Origin of the sequence: Aminobacter sp. BA135 (assembly GCF_050859125.1) — a bacterium.
In the GTDB taxonomy this organism is placed as follows: domain Bacteria; phylum Pseudomonadota; class Alphaproteobacteria; order Rhizobiales; family Rhizobiaceae; genus Aminobacter; species Aminobacter ciceronei.
The window spans coordinates 3148805-3164554 of the sequence record NZ_CP139572.1 but is presented as its reverse complement, the minus strand read 5'-3'; the positions used below and the strand labels follow the sequence as shown (position 1 = coordinate 3164554).

Annotated in this window: 16 protein-coding genes; 5 read left to right on the top strand and 11 right to left on the bottom strand. The window is 63.5% G+C overall.

Annotated features, from left to right (window positions below; genetic code table 11):
• Positions 1–31: 31 nt before the first annotated feature.
• The 8 genes from SLT36_RS15375 to SLT36_RS15340 all read right to left on the bottom strand — a co-directional run bounded on the left by SLT36_RS15375 (position 32) and on the right by SLT36_RS15340 (position 7692).
• Positions 32–931 (bottom strand): HNH endonuclease, encoded by a 900-nt coding sequence (locus SLT36_RS15375; protein ID WP_432283406.1) that lies wholly within the window; start codon positions 929–931, stop codon positions 32–34.
• A gap of 265 nt (positions 932–1196) precedes the next feature.
• Positions 1197–1790, bottom strand: a complete 594-nt coding sequence (gene ssb / locus SLT36_RS15370) for a single-stranded DNA-binding protein (RefSeq protein WP_192316677.1) — start codon at positions 1788–1790, stop codon at positions 1197–1199.
• A 237-nt stretch (positions 1791–2027) separates the two neighbouring features.
• A complete protein-coding gene (locus SLT36_RS15365) occupies positions 2028–2822 on the bottom strand; it encodes a sugar isomerase domain-containing protein (RefSeq protein WP_286288190.1) in 795 nt (264 codons plus the stop codon).
• A 21-nt stretch (positions 2823–2843) separates the two neighbouring features.
• Complete coding sequence (locus tag SLT36_RS15360) at positions 2844–3584, bottom strand: GntR family transcriptional regulator (protein ID WP_432283405.1); 741 nt, start codon at positions 3582–3584, stop codon at positions 2844–2846.
• Entirely contained in the window at positions 3581–4456 is an 876-nt protein-coding gene (locus SLT36_RS15355; RefSeq protein ID WP_432283404.1) for an ROK family protein, read from the bottom strand. Before SLT36_RS15355 ends, SLT36_RS15360 begins: the two co-directional genes overlap by 4 nt.
• A complete protein-coding gene (locus SLT36_RS15350) occupies positions 4453–5334 on the bottom strand; it encodes a carbohydrate ABC transporter permease (RefSeq protein ID WP_154387056.1) in 882 nt (293 codons plus the stop codon). Before SLT36_RS15350 ends, SLT36_RS15355 begins: the two co-directional genes overlap by 4 nt.
• On the bottom strand, positions 5331–6221 hold the full coding sequence (locus SLT36_RS15345) for a carbohydrate ABC transporter permease (protein ID WP_432283403.1): 891 nt from the start codon (positions 6219–6221) through the stop codon (positions 5331–5333). The genes SLT36_RS15350 and SLT36_RS15345 overlap by 4 nt, the downstream gene beginning before the upstream one ends.
• A gap of 184 nt (positions 6222–6405) precedes the next feature.
• Positions 6406–7692, bottom strand: coding sequence for an ABC transporter substrate-binding protein (locus SLT36_RS15340; RefSeq protein WP_432283402.1), 1287 nt, complete (start codon positions 7690–7692; stop codon positions 6406–6408).
• A 218-nt stretch (positions 7693–7910) separates the two neighbouring features.
• Between SLT36_RS15340 and SLT36_RS15335 the strand changes: the two genes are divergently transcribed.
• The 3 genes from SLT36_RS15335 to SLT36_RS15325 all read left to right on the top strand — a co-directional run bounded on the left by SLT36_RS15335 (position 7911) and on the right by SLT36_RS15325 (position 8652).
• Positions 7911–8105 (top strand): hypothetical protein, encoded by a 195-nt coding sequence (locus tag SLT36_RS15335; protein ID WP_432283401.1) that lies wholly within the window; start codon positions 7911–7913, stop codon positions 8103–8105.
• A 10-nt stretch (positions 8106–8115) separates the two neighbouring features.
• Positions 8116–8295, top strand: coding sequence for a hypothetical protein (locus SLT36_RS15330; protein WP_432283400.1), 180 nt, complete (start codon positions 8116–8118; stop codon positions 8293–8295).
• A 147-nt stretch (positions 8296–8442) separates the two neighbouring features.
• Entirely contained in the window at positions 8443–8652 is a 210-nt protein-coding gene (locus tag SLT36_RS15325) for a hypothetical protein (RefSeq protein WP_154387060.1), read from the top strand.
• A 69-nt stretch (positions 8653–8721) separates the two neighbouring features.
• Here the strand turns inward: SLT36_RS15325 and SLT36_RS15320 are convergent, their stop codons facing one another.
• Both SLT36_RS15320 and SLT36_RS15315 read right to left on the bottom strand, forming a co-directional pair.
• The gene (locus SLT36_RS15320) at positions 8722–9411 is read right to left on the bottom strand and encodes a hypothetical protein (protein ID WP_432283399.1); all 690 of its coding nucleotides are present in this window, start codon (positions 9409–9411) and stop codon (positions 8722–8724) included.
• Positions 9412–9688: 277 nt separating this feature from the next.
• A complete protein-coding gene (locus SLT36_RS15315; protein ID WP_432283398.1) occupies positions 9689–10510 on the bottom strand; it encodes an aspartate/glutamate racemase family protein in 822 nt (273 codons plus the stop codon).
• 733 nt (positions 10511–11243) lie between these two features.
• Here SLT36_RS15315 and uvrA point away from each other — a divergent pair.
• Positions 11244–14165 carry an excinuclease ABC subunit UvrA gene (gene uvrA, locus SLT36_RS15310; RefSeq protein ID WP_432283397.1) on the top strand — a complete coding sequence of 974 codons (2922 nt, stop codon included), beginning with the start codon at positions 11244–11246 and terminating at the stop codon, positions 14163–14165.
• A gap of 9 nt (positions 14166–14174) precedes the next feature.
• Positions 14175–14513: a hypothetical protein gene (locus tag SLT36_RS15305; RefSeq protein WP_432283396.1), complete on the top strand. Its 339-nt coding sequence runs from the start codon at positions 14175–14177 to the stop codon at positions 14511–14513.
• A gap of 163 nt (positions 14514–14676) precedes the next feature.
• Here the strand turns inward: SLT36_RS15305 and SLT36_RS15300 are convergent, their stop codons facing one another.
• Positions 14677–15690 (bottom strand): hypothetical protein, encoded by a 1014-nt coding sequence (locus tag SLT36_RS15300; RefSeq protein ID WP_432283395.1) that lies wholly within the window; start codon positions 15688–15690, stop codon positions 14677–14679.
• Positions 15691–15750 lie beyond the last annotated feature (60 nt).

Here is a 15750-nt window from a genome sequence, read left to right as displayed (position 1 = left end):
CATCTCGAATTTTCGTGCCAGCACGCCCGACCTATTGCTTGAAGCAATGCTCGCGATGCCAGTGCAGGAAGTGTGGATGAGGACGATCGGACAGACGCTGGGGGCCGATTGCTCGGCCGCTGCTATTGACGATGCCCTTAATACCATCGGGATCGTTTGCCTGGCGGGAAATCAGGATCTCAAGATCATCCGATAGGCTGACAAGGCCGCGATCAAACATCCAGTGGGCTGTTCCGGATAACGCGATGCCGTTGCTGACGACGTCCGGTCCGTCGGTCTCGACAGGGCGAATATGTGCCGCCGCAACTTCCGCCCTTCCGCCACCATTGATGAGCTTCAATCCCGTGATCGCACAGCGCTCGTCATAGGCACGCAGGACGATCTTTCGGAAGACGCGGTCACGCACGATGCGGGATGTCAGGAACTGCGTACGCTCTCGGCTCTCCTCAAACACAAAAGGCGCCTGGTCTTCGAAGAAGCCGCCGGCTGGCGCCACCGGATCGACCCTCGGAAGCGTAGATTCTGCCTGATCCAGCCCCAACGTTACGATGCGACTGAAATCGGTTGGAGAAAGCGGCCTTACCGCCGCCTGGGCGCGCCCGGAAATTCGCCCGTCGTCGTTGAGAAGCCCGCGCTCGATCACACCGTCAGCATCACTGAAGGGAACTGGATTGGCAAAATCGAGATAGCTGCCTGGTTCGATAAGCGCGAGAAACATGCCCTTCGCGCTGGGATCCGGGATGACCTGCTGCACCTTGGCAACTGCGAAGTATCCCTTGGTGTCGGCTACCTTACGTGGCTCGTAGTAGACGATCCAATCGCCGACACACGCCTGCACCCGGCCGAAATATTGCGGCGGGAACTGATACCGTTCGGCAGGACTGTCGTCGTAGATCGAATCCGATCGGTGAATGAAGACCCCGTACCCCATTCACCTTAGTAACGCGAAGCAGAAAGATTCGCGAGAACAGTCATTCACGAATCCAGCAACCAACTCTTGCCTTGTCGCAGGCCGTCAGCGTGCAACTGCAAAGCCAGCCTGCCCATGTAGTCCTGCCGACGCCGCGCATCGCTTTCGCAACGGCGTTGGCACAGCAGTTTTGTAATGGCCTTGACGCAGAAAGGCTTTCACCTCACGGCCCGCGTCGCCCAGGCAGACGATCAACGACCTCGATCGCTCGCCTCCTTGGCTACACTCAGAACGGGATTTCGTCGTCGAGGTCGCGCGAACCGCCACCGCCCATGCCGCCACCGCCGCCCTGGCCGCCGCGATTGCCACCGCCGCCGCCACCAAAGCCGCCGCGGTTGCCGCCGCCATAGCTGTCGGTCGGGCTCGACTGACCGAAGTCAGAACGGCCGCCGCCGCCATAGCCGCCACCCTGACCGCCGCCGTAACCGACCTGGCCGCCACCGCCGCTATAGCCTGCGTCACCGCCCTGGCCACGCGCGTCGAGCATCTGCAGTTCGCCGCGGAATTTCTGCAGCACGATTTCGGTGGTGTAACGCTCGATGCCGTCCTTCTCCCATTTGCGGGTCTGGAGCTGGCCCTCGATGTAAACCTTCATACCCTTCTTCAGGTACTGCTCGGCAACCTTGGCGAGGTTGTCATTGAAGATGACGACCTGATGCCACTCGGTCTTTTCCTTGCGTTCGCCCGAATTCTTGTCGCGCCAGCTTTCCGAAGTCGCGATCCTCAGATTGACGACTGGCTCGCCCGAATTGAGCCGGCGGATCTCAGGGTCAGCGCCCAGATTGCCGACCAGAATGACCTTATTGACGCTACCTGCCATGACACCGCTCCGCGCTCGTCCGAAACCAAATTCCAAGAAAATGTGAGGGCGCACACTAGCCCATTGCACCCTCCGCCCGCGCCCCCTGGCAGCGGAAAAGCTGGTGCCGTCCACAAGTCATTTATGTTCTTATTTTGTTCTATCGCCAACAATTGAAAATGGCAAGAGGCATCGTGCCGAATGCCAGCGGGCCGCCCTTCCGGACGGCTCGCCAGCTTATCGGTGTCAGGAACAGGATTACGCTTCGCCCTGCATCCGTTCCTTGAAGAAGTCGAGATGCTTGCGCTGCGCCTCGATCATCTTTTCGCGGTAGAGGCCGTAGATCACGTCGGTATCGTGCAACGTCACGCCTTCGATTGTCGGCGAGGCAAAGGTCGGCAGCTCGATGCCGCGGTCGGCAAGCTTTTGCGCCGTGCGCGCGATCAGCTCATGCGTCATGATCATTGCGAGCACCGTCGACGAGCCGGCCACAGGGCGGCTCCAGCCCTTCACCGGCACGATGGCGTCCTCGATCGGTGAAGTCGTGTCGATGACGACGTCGGCGGCATCGGCCAGGCGCTTGCCGGAGGAATGGCTCGCCGGCTTGTCCAGATTGTTCTTGCTGGTGATGGCGACGACGAACAGCCCGCGCTTCTTGGCGTAGAGCGCGGTGTCGATGCCCGACGCGTTGCGGCCGCTATGGCCATAGATGATGATGGAATCTCCAGGGTTGAGCGGCTGGTGGTCGAGGAATTTTTCCGCGTAGTTCTCGGTGCGTTCGAGCCACAGGAGTTCGCGCACGCCGCCCGAACCCAGCACGTTGTGCCACATCACACGCGGGTCGGTCAGCGGATTGAAGCCGACATAGGAGCCGTAGCGCGGAAACGCCTCCTGGCACGGCAGCACCGAATGGCCCGAGCCGTAGAGATGCACCAGCCCCTTGTTGGCAAGCGTCTCGGCCAGCCGTGCCGAGACGGTCTCGAACGCGGCCTCGTTGGCGCTTGCGGCCCCGTCGATGAGCTTGGCCAGCCGGCTGATGTAGGAAGTCGTCATGGGAAAGAACCTTTCAGATGGTCAGAGATGGAGAACGGAACGGATTTCGTAGCGGTCGCCGCGCATGGTCGAGACCGTGAATTCGAACGGGCCAGAGCGGTCGAAGGCGATGCGTTCGACCATGAAGGCGGAGCTGCCGGCCTTTAGCTGGATCAGCTCGGCATCCTCCGGCTTGACCTCGCCGATGCGGTAGATTTCGCGTGCCTCCTGGGGCACGATGCCGTAGCTCGCCTTCAGCGTCTCATAGAGCGAGGAGACGCTTGCCGCCGTTTCCAGCAGGCCCGGCACGCGCGCCGCCGGCAGATGCGCGGTCTGGATACCGATCGGCTGGTCGTTGCCAAGCCGAAGGCGGCGCAACCGGAGTACCGGCGTGCCTTCCTCGATCTCCAGCGCGCCGGCCACCTGAGCGTCGGCGGCAATGATCCGGGCGTCGAGCAGCCTGGTGCCCAGATTGAGCCCGAGATTGGCCATCTCCTGGGTGAAGCTGGTCAGGCCGCGCACGCCGGCAATGACGGTCGGGCTGCGCACGAAGGTGCCGCGCCCGTGTTCGCGGCTGAGCAGGCCGGAATCCTCGAGGTTGCGCAGGGCATGGCGCACGGTGATGCGGCTGACTCCCAATAGGTCGCACAGGCGCTCCTCATTGGGGATCTGCGCGCCGGTGGCCCACTCGCCGGACGAAATCAGCGTCCGCATCGCCTGCTCGGCCTGGTGCCACAGCGGCTCCGGCCGATTGCGGTTGGGTTTTGCAAAGATTCCGCTCATCGGATTTCGTCCCATTGTTGGCCGCGCGCGCCGGCGAATGCCGCCCCCACAAGGCTGGCGCCCTTGCCGAAGCTGCCGGCCTCGATGCGCACGCGTCTCAGATGCGGCGGCAATTGCTTCTCCATCGCGGCTCGCACCATCGGCACCAGCACGTCGGCCGCCTCGGCCATGCCACCGGCCAGGATCACTATTTGCGGGTCGAGCAGCGCCACGGCGGTTGCCAGGCTCACGCCCAGCGCCTTCGCCGGCCGCGCCAATGCATCAATCGCAGTCGCATTGCCCGCACGCGCCGCTGCCACCAGCCCGCGACCGTCACTGAAGCCGGCCTGCCGCCCGATAGCATCGAACGCCCGACCCGATGCCTGCCGCTCCAACCAGCCGTCGCGGTCGTGGCCTTCATCGTCCAGATCGGCGCAGGCCCAGCCGAAGGAACAGGCAGCTCCCTGCCCGCCACGCATGATACGCGAACCCGACAGCACGGCGGAACCGATGCCGGTGCCGATCGCCACCAGCATCGCGTCCGACAGCCCCTTGGCCGCACCAGCTGACACCTCAGCCAGCAGCGCCAGCTGCGCATCCTGGCCGAGTCCGATCAAGAGATTGGGGAACAGCCCGGCGAGATCGACGCCGTCGAGCCAGGGCAGATTGGGGATCCATAGGCAGCGCGTTCCGCGCGCCGTGCCTGGCACCGACACACCGATCCGCTCGGCACCATGGTCGTGCGTCATCCGGGCGATCGCCTCGCGGAAACCGTCGATCCCCTTGGGCGCCGGCCAGGCGCCAATGTGCTCGACGGCGGCAGGCGCTGTGGCAGCGCAAAGCCCTGCCCTGAGCAGCGTGCCGCCAAGGTCGACGGCCAGAACCTTGCTCATCCCTTCACTCCGGAGCTTACGATGGAATCGACGAAGAAGCGCTGCAGGAACACGAACAGCACCAGCGGCGGCAAAACGGCCAGCGTCGCACCCGCCATGACCAGGTTGGTGTTCATCGCCCCCCTGTTGTAGCTCAACAGCCGGCTGAGGCTGATGACGATCGGGTATTGGTCGGCGTTGCCCTGCAGCACCGTCAGCGGCCAGAGATAGCTGTTCCAATGATAGACGAAGGCAAACAGCGCGAGAGCTGCCACCGCCGGCGTCACCAGCGGAGCCACGATGACGAACAGGATGCGCATCTCCGAAGCGCCGTCCATGCGCGCCGCATCGATCAAGTCGTCGGGCACGCCGGCAATGAACTGCCGCATCAGGAAGATGCCGAAGGCATTGGCCAGGTTGGGCAGGACCACGCCTGCCAGGCTGCCGTCGAGCCCGATGGTGCCGATCATCCGGTAGAGCGGGATCAACGTCACGATCGGCGGCAGGAACATGGTCGCGATCAGCAGCGCAAACAGTGCATTGCGACCATGGAAGCGGTGCTTGGCAAAGGCGTAACCTGCCATCAGGCTGGTTACGATGATGCCGGCTGTGGTGATGGCGGCGATGACGGCCGAATTCAGCATCGAGCGGCCGACATTGATGACGCCAGACACCTTGCCGAAGGCCTCCAGGCTCGGGCTCTCGGGTAGCCACACCGGCGGCACCTGCATGGTTTCGGCCGGCGTCTTCAGGCTCGACAGTACCATCCACACCAGCGGAAAGGCCGAGGCAACGGCGACCACAAGCATCAGCGTTGCCACGATATAGTCGCCGCTGGTTGGGCGTGACCTGAAGAAAAACAAGCCGCGGCGCGGCCGCCATTCGCCAGCCGCGCTCATTCGTCGTCCCCCTTCCGAGCGAAAGCGAACAAAGCCAAGATCACGACGATCAGCGACAACATCAGCGTCACCGCCATGGCGGAGCCCAGGCCACCCTGGGCGCGTTCGATGCCGACACGCCTTATGTGATAGGTCAACACGTTGGTCGAGCCCACCGGCCCGCCCTGCGTAATCAGCGCCACCGGCTCGAACACCTGCACGGCATTGATGATGGCAATGACGGCGCTGAACAGCAGCGTCCGCTTCAGCAGCGGCAGGGTGATCGCCGTGAACTGCTGGCGCCCGTCCGCGCCGTCGATTGTCGCGGCCTCGTAGAGGCTGGTCGGGATCTGGGTCAGCCCGGCCACGACAAGCACGGTGAAATAGCCGACCTGCTGCCAGACATTGAGAACAACGATTGATACCAGCGCGGTGCTGGGCGACGACAGCCAAGGCTGCGGGCCGATACCCAGCCAGCTGAGCATCTGGTTGATCGGCCCCTCACTCGGCGAATAGAGTTTCGACCACACCAGCGCCACTGCGATCATCGGCACCATGTAGGTCGAAAACAGGATGGTCCTGAGCGCGTTGCCGCCGGCGACATTACGCTGGTAGACGAGCAGCCCGAGGCCAACCGAAACAGGCAAGATCAGCGCCACCGACATCAGCGTGTAGAGCGCCGTATTGACCAACGCGCCCTTGAAGTCGCGCCCCACCGAGGTTGCGCCAAAAATCTCGCGGAAATTGTCGAGCCCGACGAATTCGGCCGTCTGGAAACCGGTCTGCGTCGACCAGTGCTGCAGCGACAGCCACACCGTCAGCACCATCGGCACGACGATGAAGGCGCCGATCAGCGAGACGGCCGGCGTCAGCATCATCCAGACGGAATGTTGGTGGGTTCTGGTCATGAGATGGATCAGTTACAGTCAAGGGTGCGCGAGACGGTGACACTGCGTGCTTCTCCCCGTTCACGGGGAGAAGATGCCGGCAGGCAGATGAGGGGCAGAGCTTACCTCTCCGAACTCGGAGCCGCCCCTCATCCGGCCCTTCAGACCACCTTCTCCCCGTGAACGGGGAGAAGGAAGTGAGCCGCTACTTCGCAGCTTTCTCCAGGATCGCAGCCGCGTCGGCCTGCGCATCGGTCTGCGCCTCGGTGGCTGAAACCTTGCCATATTGCAGCGCCTCGATGGTCTGCTGCAGCGACTCCGAGAACTCCTGGCCGCCGAGAACGACCGGGAACGGTTTTGCATCGTCCAGCACGCTGACATAACCAGACAGGAATTCCGAACCAAGCTTGTCCTTGAAGGCATCGACGTCGGAACTGCGCGACGGCAGGATGCCCATCGACATCAGGATGTTGGCCATGGCCGAAGCGCCGTTCGGGCCCGACTTCGGGCTGTTCAGCCAGGCGAGGAAATCCCACGCCGCCTTCTGCTCGGCCTCCGCCGCGCCCGCATTCACCACGGTCATCCACGAATAGGAGATCGAGCGCGGCTTGTCGCCTGAGGGCCCGACAGGGATCGGCGCCGTGGCGATATCGGCGAACTTGTCGCCCATGCCTGCCTTAAGCGCACTCTCCCACCAGTTGGCCATGATGATCATGCCGGTCTTGCCGGAGACGAAATTGTCGAGGAACGGCCCTGTCGTGTTAGCGTCGGCCGTGCCCATGGCCGGATCGCTGGAGCCCGACCTGATCAGCTCCTCATAGAGCTGGAAGGTCTCGCCGGCGTTCTTGCTGTCCAGCACCGGCTTGCCGCCGGTCACCAGTTCGCCGCCATTGGACACCAGCAGCGACGAAAACGGATGCACCACGCCCGCCGCCCAGCTGTTGATCATGCCAAACCCCTGCTGTCCCGCATCCTTCTTGGTCAGCTTGGCGGCGGCGTCCTTCAGCTCGTCCCAGGTTTTGGGCGCCGCTTCGATGCCCGCCTCCTTGAACAGCGCCTTGTTGTAGTTCAGCGCATAAACATCGATCTCGTTGGGCACGCCGTAGAGCACCCCACCGACGCTCGCCGCCGTCACCACGCCTGCCGGCCAGGCACTTTTGACCTCGCCGGCAACGGTCTCGGGTGCAGGGGCAACGAGCTTGTCGCGCGCCAGTTCCGGCAGCCACAGATCGTAGATGCCGGCGATGGTGGCAGCCTGCCCGCCGCCCTGCGAGCGCAGCGTCGTCAAAAGGTCGCCGAACGGCACGGCGCGCACTGTTACCGCCACGTCGGGATGGTCCTTGGCAAAATCCTTGGCCGCCTGTTCCAGCAGCGCCACCGTTTCCGGTGACCAGTGGGTCAGGTAGGAAATATTGACTGACTGCGCCCATAAAGCGCTCGGCAACAGGGCGATGCCGGCGGCCAGCGCGCCCTTGATCCACGCGAGTTTCATAAAATCGTCCTCCACATGCGGGGTCACGTTCCCGGCTTGGCCCGCGCCAATAGGTTATAACGTCATACTGACCTGTCAAGCAGGCAAACTTCAACTTCAGGGGGCATGCACAAGGCTGTCCCGGGGCGATATGTCAGGAGACCTGCCGCCTCAGCTTGCGGTACCTGCCATCGTTCGCGACAACTGCCCTCGGCAACGATACCCTTGGGGAGAATCCGTTGATCGCCGCCTATATCGACGAGTTCATCATGCTCTGTGCCGGCGCCTGGATGACGGCCGTCGGCTTCGGCTATGTTGACTTTCCGGCGCGGCCCGATCAGCCATGGCTTGGCAACCTGGTCCGTCAGTTCAAATGGATGGGACCGCTGCTGATGTTGATCGCCGTCGTCCTCGCTGTCGCGGCTCCGTCCTGAACGCACCGCCATGCGCATCATCGAAATCCGCGAAGCCTCGATCCCGATCTCGCGTTATGCCGACCCGGCCATCGCCTCAGGCGGCCTGACGACGAGCATCGTCGCAGTCGTCCCCGATGTCCTGCGCTCCGGCAGGCCGGTTATCGACTGGGGTTACGCTCAGTTGGACGCTTCGCCCAAGGCGGACTGATCCGCGAACAGGCATCGGCTTCGAGCCCAACGCAGCAACCCGCGCTGTTCAAGGCAAAGCTCGGCGTGCCGTGATCGCGCACCTCCGGCTTGCCACCCCCGCGCCCGCCTGCTCTTATTTGCAGCGGGAAACGGAGAGAGGCAGGGCATGGGTTTCATCAAGGTCACCGCGGTTTCGCCCTCGGGGGCAACATCCTACATCCGCATCGCCGACATCGTCGGCGTGGCCGCCGGCACGAGCAGTCCGAACACCGGCAAGGCAGTGGTGCAGGTCCGCTCCGGCGGCGACAGGCCCTACCCCTGGCAGGTCATGGAGACGCCCGACGAGGTGATGGCCCTTATCGCGGCCGGATCGTAACAGCAGCGACGGTACAGCCGGAACTCCACGCCCTGCCCAGCAGGCATGGCGGTGCGCGGCGGCGCTGGCCTAATACTCCTGCTGCCCCTTCGACACGTTCATTCCGGTGATGTTGAAGCGGCGCGGCGCACCGAGCGCCCAGAACAGATCCCCTCCAGCGGACGGCGCCGTCTTAACGTCGAGATCCACCGCGGTGAAAGTGCCGGTGGTCGCGACCGCCTCTCCCGAGACGAACACCTGCGCCGCACCTGCAGGCAGCGTGAACGCCGTGGGTGAGCGCAGGTCTGTAATCTCACCGATGGTAACCGTCTCGATCTTGCCGTCCTTCTTGACCTCCGCCGTAACCGGCAGCGACACCCTGGCCGGTATCCCGCCGCTCACCGAAGGCGAGACGACGAGCGCCCATTGCTTTGCCGCATCAAGCCCGCCCGTATTGACCTGGATGTCTTCGGCATGGGCCGACAGCCCGAACATCGCCGCTGCCTTTTCCACTCCGGACTGGCTGGTGGCCCCGGCGACGATATTCAACAGGATTGCCGGTGCCGCAACCCCGGCGAAGATGGCTTGCCTGGCCTCATAACTGGTATTCGTCAGCGCCACCCCACCGCCAACCACCGCCCATAACAATAAGCCGAGGTAAATCCCGTATTCCGGCATCGGAGTCGCCGGCACTGAAACATAGGTACTTGCCATGTTGGCAAGTGTCGGCAGTACGCCGCCAAACCCGCCGAATGCGAATGCTGCCGTTCTGCTGTCCATGGACATGTCCCCCGCCCGTTGAAGCCGCGGATGATAGCACATCGGAAACATCTAAGTTTAGCGATCTTCCTTGACACCTCGGCAACTGGGCGGGTTGACGACGCACGGCGCCACATGCTCGGTCGTCCCGTCCCCGACCGCCTTCAGACGGCGCTGCCGAACTCTCTCGGCCTCGATCAACGCCAGGTATGCCTCCCACAGCACATTGCCGTACCGCGCCTGGCAGATCGCCTCCGATCGCTCCTCGCTGTCGGTTGCCGAGCGCCCAGACGCTCCCTCACCCCGCCAGTGCCAGCTCCACCGCCGCCTCGGCATGCAGCTTGACCACGTCGAATGCCGGCATCGGATAGGCATCCACGCCGAGCAGCAGCGGCAGCTCGGTGCAGGCGACGACGGCGGCTTCTGCCCCGCGCGCGCCGAGATCGCCGGCCAGTTGCTGCAGCACGGCAGCCGACACCGGCTTCACCACGCCGAGGGTCAGCTCGTCGATGATGATCCGGTGGAGCGCGGTGCGCTGTTCCTCAGGAGGCACGATCACCTCGATGCCGAAGCGCTGTTTCAGCCGCTCGGCGAAGAACCCAAGTTCCATCGTGTAGCGCGTGCCCAGAAGCCCAACGCGCCGGATCCCCGCAGCGCGGATCGCCTCACCGGTTGGGTCGGCGATGTGCAGCAGCGGAATACCGATCGCCTCTTCCACCTGGTCGGCCACGGTATGCACCGTCACCGCGGTCAGCATGGCGAAGGCGGCACCAGCCTGTTCCAGGCCGCGCGCCGCCTCAGAGATTACCGCGGCGACGCGAACCCAGTCACCTGCAGCGGCGAGCCGGTTGAGTTCGTCGAAATCGAGCGTGAACATCAAAGAGCGCGCATTGTGATGCCCGCCCATTCTGGCATGCGCCGCCTCGTTGATCAGCCGGTAGTAGAGCGCACTAGACTCCCAGCTCATTCCGCCCAAAAGCCCAATCAGCCTGGTTTGATCAACAGTCACAATCGTCTCCCCCGTTCGGCCGTGCCTGCAGCCCCTCGACGCTAGGTCGGAACGATCTGGCTGTAATGCAAGGGCAAACGAGATGGCGTTTCCGGCAATCTGCTTCGCCATGGAAGGAATCCGGAGGCAGCAAGCAAGGACGGAGTATTGGCGGCAATCGGCCACACGCAAAAATATGGCCCCGCCGCTCCCAGGAGCGCACGGGGCCTGTTGTCGGGTTATACCCTTGCCTGCCGGGAATGGTTTACCGGCTTTTCTCTCTCGGATGCTTCGTGGCTTACGGCCAACGATCCGACCATGGTCTCAAATTGTCTGAGGGAACAACAGGTCGGGGTTTGCGTGAGGCTTTTCGCTAGGGGAAAGCCAGGCACCTGCGCCTGCTGTGGTTCCGTCCTGTTAGCGGAACCCTTTGGGACTGTCCGGTGGAGTCATGCTCTGCTCCTACGTCAGTTGCGCCATGTGTTCGCCTGCTGCTCAACTCGCGTGTCTGCGGCGTCTCGCAGACCGACCGTAGCATGGTGAGGAGCCCTCAAGGAGGCTCGGCTTCAGGCGACATATGCACTCTGCATCCCTGATTCGGCCGCGTCAACCACAACATTGTTAGTCGGGAAAAATGTGATCGAAGGCCGGTTTCGCGGCCCCGGATTCGCGTGATGCTCCTGCCATAACGTTGTCAGGAGCGCGTTCAGCCTTTGTTCTTTCCACTTGCCCCTGCGCGCCAAAGGCGCTTAAACGCATTTGGTTGCCGCACCTCTCGACCGGGCGGCGAAATTACCTACATGAGGGGATGGTTGGGCTCGCCCGCCACTCCAGGCAATTCCAGATTTGAGGCGGCGGCGCGGCAATGGCCGATCACAAGTACATTTCCATTCGCGGTGCGCGCGAACACAATCTCAAGAACGTCGATCTCGACCTGCCGCGCGACAAGCTGATTGTCATGACCGGCCTGTCCGGCTCGGGCAAATCCTCGCTCGCCTTCGACACCATCTATGCCGAGGGGCAGCGCCGCTATGTCGAGAGCCTGTCGGCCTATGCCCGCCAGTTCCTCGAGATGATGCAGAAGCCCGACGTCGACCAGATCGACGGTCTGTCACCGGCGATCTCGATCGAGCAGAAGACGACGTCGAAGAATCCGCGCTCGACGGTCGGCACGGTCACCGAGATATACGACTACATGCGCCTCTTGTTCGCGCGCGTCGGCGTGCCCTATTCGCCGGCGACCGGCCTGCCGATCGAGAGCCAGACTGTCAGCCAGATGGTCGACCGCGTGCTGACGGTCGACGAAGGCACCCGACTGTTCATCCTGGCGCCCATCGTCCGCGGCCGTAAGGGCGAGTACAAGAAGGAACTCGCCGAGCTCCAGAAGAAGGGTTTCCAGCGCGTCAAGATCGACGGCGCCTTCTACGAGATCGCCGAGGCGCCTGTTCTCGACAAGAAGTACAAGCACGACATCGAGGTCGTCGTCGACCGCATCGTCGTCCGCCCCGACCTCGCCACGCGTCTCGCCGACTCGATCGAAACCGCGCTCAAGCTGGCCGAAGGCCTGGCGGTTGCTGAATTCGCCGACAAGCCGCTCGACGCCAGCCAGACCGGCGCGGACGCGATCAACAAGTCCGCCAACGAAACCCACGAACGCATTCTGTTCTCGGAGAAATTCGCCTGTCCGGTGTCGGGCTTCACCATCCCCGAAATCGAGCCGCGTCTGTTCTCCTTCAACAACCCGTTCGGCGCCTGCCCGGCCTGCGACGGACTCGGCAACCAGCGCGCTATCGACCCGGCACTCGTCGTGCCGGAAGAGCATGTTTCACTGCGCGAGGGTGCGGTTGCGCCCTGGGCCAAGTCGACCTCGCCCTACTACACCCAGACGCTGGAAGCGCTCGGCAAGGTCTATGGCTTCAAGATCGGCGACCGTTGGCGCGACCTTTCGACGGAGGCGCAGGAGGCCATCCTGCGCGGCACAGGCTCGAAGGAAATCACCTTCAATTATGACGACGGCCTGCGCTCCTACAAGACGACCAAGACCTTCGAGGGCGTGATCCCCAATCTCGAGCGCCGCTGGAAGGAAACCGAATCCGCCTGGATGCGCGAGGAGATCGAGCGCTTCATGTCGGCCACGCCCTGCCCGACCTGCGCCGGCTACCGCCTCAAGCCGGAAGCATTGGCGGTCAAGGTCGGCGGCAAGCACATCGGCGAAGTCACCGAGCAGTCGATCCGCAAGGCCAATGCCTGGTTCGAGGAATTGCCGGCCCTGCTCAACGACAAGCAGAACGAGATCGCCGTCCGCGTGCTCAAGGAAATCCGCGAACGCCTGCGCTTCCTCAACGACGTTGGCCTCGAATATCTGACGCTGTCGCGCAATTCCGGCACGCTGTCGGGCGGCGAAAGCCAGCGCATCAGGCTGGCCTCGCAGATCGGCTCGGGGCTGACCGGCGTGCTCTACGTGCTCGACGAGCCGTCCATCGGCCTGCACCAGCGCGACAATGCCCGCCTGCTCGACACGCTGCGTCACCTCAGGGACATCGGCAACACCGTCATCGTCGTCGAGCATGACGAGGACGCGGTGCTGACCGCCGACTATGTCGTCGACATGGGCCCGGCCGCCGGCATCCATGGCGGCCAGATCATCGCCGAAGGCACGCCGCAGCAGGTCATGGCCAACCCCAACTCGATCACCGGCAAGTATCTGTCGGGCGAACTCGAGATCGCGGTTCCGGCGCAGCGCCGCGAATTGAAGAAAAACAGGCGCATCAAGGTCGTCGGCGCGCGTGGCAACAATCTCAAGAATGTCAGCGCCGAGATCCCGCTGGGCACCTTCACCGCCGTGACCGGCGTGTCGGGCGGCGGCAAGTCGACCTTCCTGATCGAGACCCTGTTCAAGGCAGCGTCGCGCCGCATCATGGGCTCGCGCGAGCATCCAGCAGAGCACGACCGCATCGAGGGCCTCGAATTCCTCGACAAGGTCATCGACATCGACCAGTCGCCCATCGGCCGCACCCCACGCTCCAACCCGGCCACCTACACAGGAGCCTTCACGCCGATCCGCGACTGGTTCGCCGGCCTGCCGGAAGCCAAGGCGCGCGGATACCAGCCCGGCCGCTTTTCGTTCAACGTCAAGGGTGGCCGCTGCGAAGCCTGCCAGGGCGACGGCGTCATCAAGATCGAGATGCACTTCCTGCCCGACGTCTATGTCACCTGCGACGTCTGCCACGGCAAGCGCTACAACCGCGAAACCCTCGACGTGTTGTTCAAGGGCAAGTCGATCGCCGACGTGCTCGACATGACGGTCGAGGAAGGTGTCGAATTCTTCGCTGCCGTTCCCGTGGTGCGTGACAAGCTGATGACGCTCAACCAGGTCGGCCTCGGCTACATCCACATCGGCCAGCAGGCAAACACGCTGTCCGGCGGCGAAGCCCAGCGCATCAAACTGGCCAAGGAGCTGTCGCGCAAGGCAACCGGCAAGACGCTCTACATCCTGGACGAACCGACCACCGGCCTGCACTTCCACGATGTCGCCAAGCTGCTCGAGGTGCTGCACGAGCTCGTCGACCAGGGCAACACTGTGATCGTCATCGAGCACAATCTCGAGGTGATCAAGACCGCCGACTGGGTGCTCGACCTTGGCCCTGAAGGCGGCGACGGCGGCGGCGAACTGGTCGCCTCGGGCCGCCCCGAAGACATCGTCGCCGAACCGCGCAGCTACACCGGCCAGTTCCTCAAGGAACTCCTGGAACGCCGCCCGCGCGGCAAGCAGGAGGCGGCGGAGTAGTCCGCCGCCGTGGCAACGAGCGAGCCACCTGGGTCAGCGGCAGCACGAAGCGACGCCTTCGTGGAGATACCGGGTGCTCGTGAGCTGGTCGGTTGGTTTGGTTTCGTGCCACATTTCCACGATGCCGAGATATTCGACATCGACCTGTCCTCCAGCCGGTCCGGATACCTCAAGATCCGCGCGTTTCGGATGACCGATGAGGTTGATGACCTGGGCTATTTTGTCCTTGATCGTCATGTTGTCGTGACACTGACACTTGAAACGATCAGCGAAATCTCGCTGTCCGACTTTCACCTACCAGGCTGGAGACCTCGTGGTCGTGCGATCCGGCAACAAGTTTCGAGTTGAGTGGGACTCGTCCTATGGCGTGGCCGGCCACGTCGCGGCGGCAAGGATGCGCTTCTATTTCGAAGTGTGACTTCTCGAACCAACATCATTGACCGCCATGCATCCAGCCTGGGCGCCAGGCCCGGGCAGGTCGACAGACTATCAAGCCTGCGTGGCTCGCCGCCTACCCCGCCACGGCCTGCCGCCGCAGCAACCACAGGCCATAGACCAGGATGACGCAGGCGATCAGGAACTCGCGGATTTCCGACAGCTCGTAGCCGTCGGCCATCCTGTGCCCGCCGAAGACGAAGAGCAGTTGCGATGCGGGCAAAATCGCGGCGATGACAATTCCCGCCGCGCGATACGCCGCAGGCGCCTGCCGCAGTTCGATCGCCAGCCGCAACGCGATCACCACGCCCATGAAAAACCACAGCTGGTAGGGCACGATGTTCCACTCCTCATAGAGCAGCCCGGCAAGCGGCAAGGCCGCAAGCGCAAACAGCCGCGGCGGAACGAACGGCCGGACCGGCCGCAGCCAGGCTGCGACATGCAACGGCCAGGCGACCGGCAGCACGACGAACAGCAGAAACGCCGCTGAATAGTAGACCGCCTCGAACCTGTGGGTGGCGAAATTGTGCAGATTGGTCTCGTTCTGGACGTTGCCGGCAAACATCGGCCCGGCCGTCCAGCCGACCCAGTGCTGGCCCCAGGACATCTCCTCCATCAGGATGAGGAAGGTCACCAGCATCAGTGTCGCATGCATGGCCCAGCGCGGCAGGCCGAGCACGCTTGTGCGGTTGCTGCGGTCGCGCCAGGCGGCAGTGCCAAGTGCTGCCAGCGCGCCCATGAAAACCGCCTCGGTCAGGATGCTCAGCACCTGCCCTTCCCGCACCGTCTCGTTGAGGATCGTCGGCACCAGGGCCACCGCCGCCGCCGCTGCCAGCAGCGCACCAGCCATCAGATAGGCCGCCCTGAGCAGCAGCAGCGCCTGGCCGTCATCCGCAAGCGTGCGGCCAGGCGCGGGCTGGAATAGTGCCGCGGCCAGCAGGCAGGCCGAGACCAGGGCAAAAAATGGCCTGACCAGCCCGAACATGGTCCAGTCGACCCGATCCTTGGCCAAAAGGTCACGGTCGTTGATCGCGAAGTCATAAGCGATCAGCGATACGATGATAGTGCCGGCAGCAGCCATCATGCCCATCCGCACCGCCCCGAATGGCAAATCCGCCCGCGTCCCTGGAACCGTCGACATCAAGCCCAC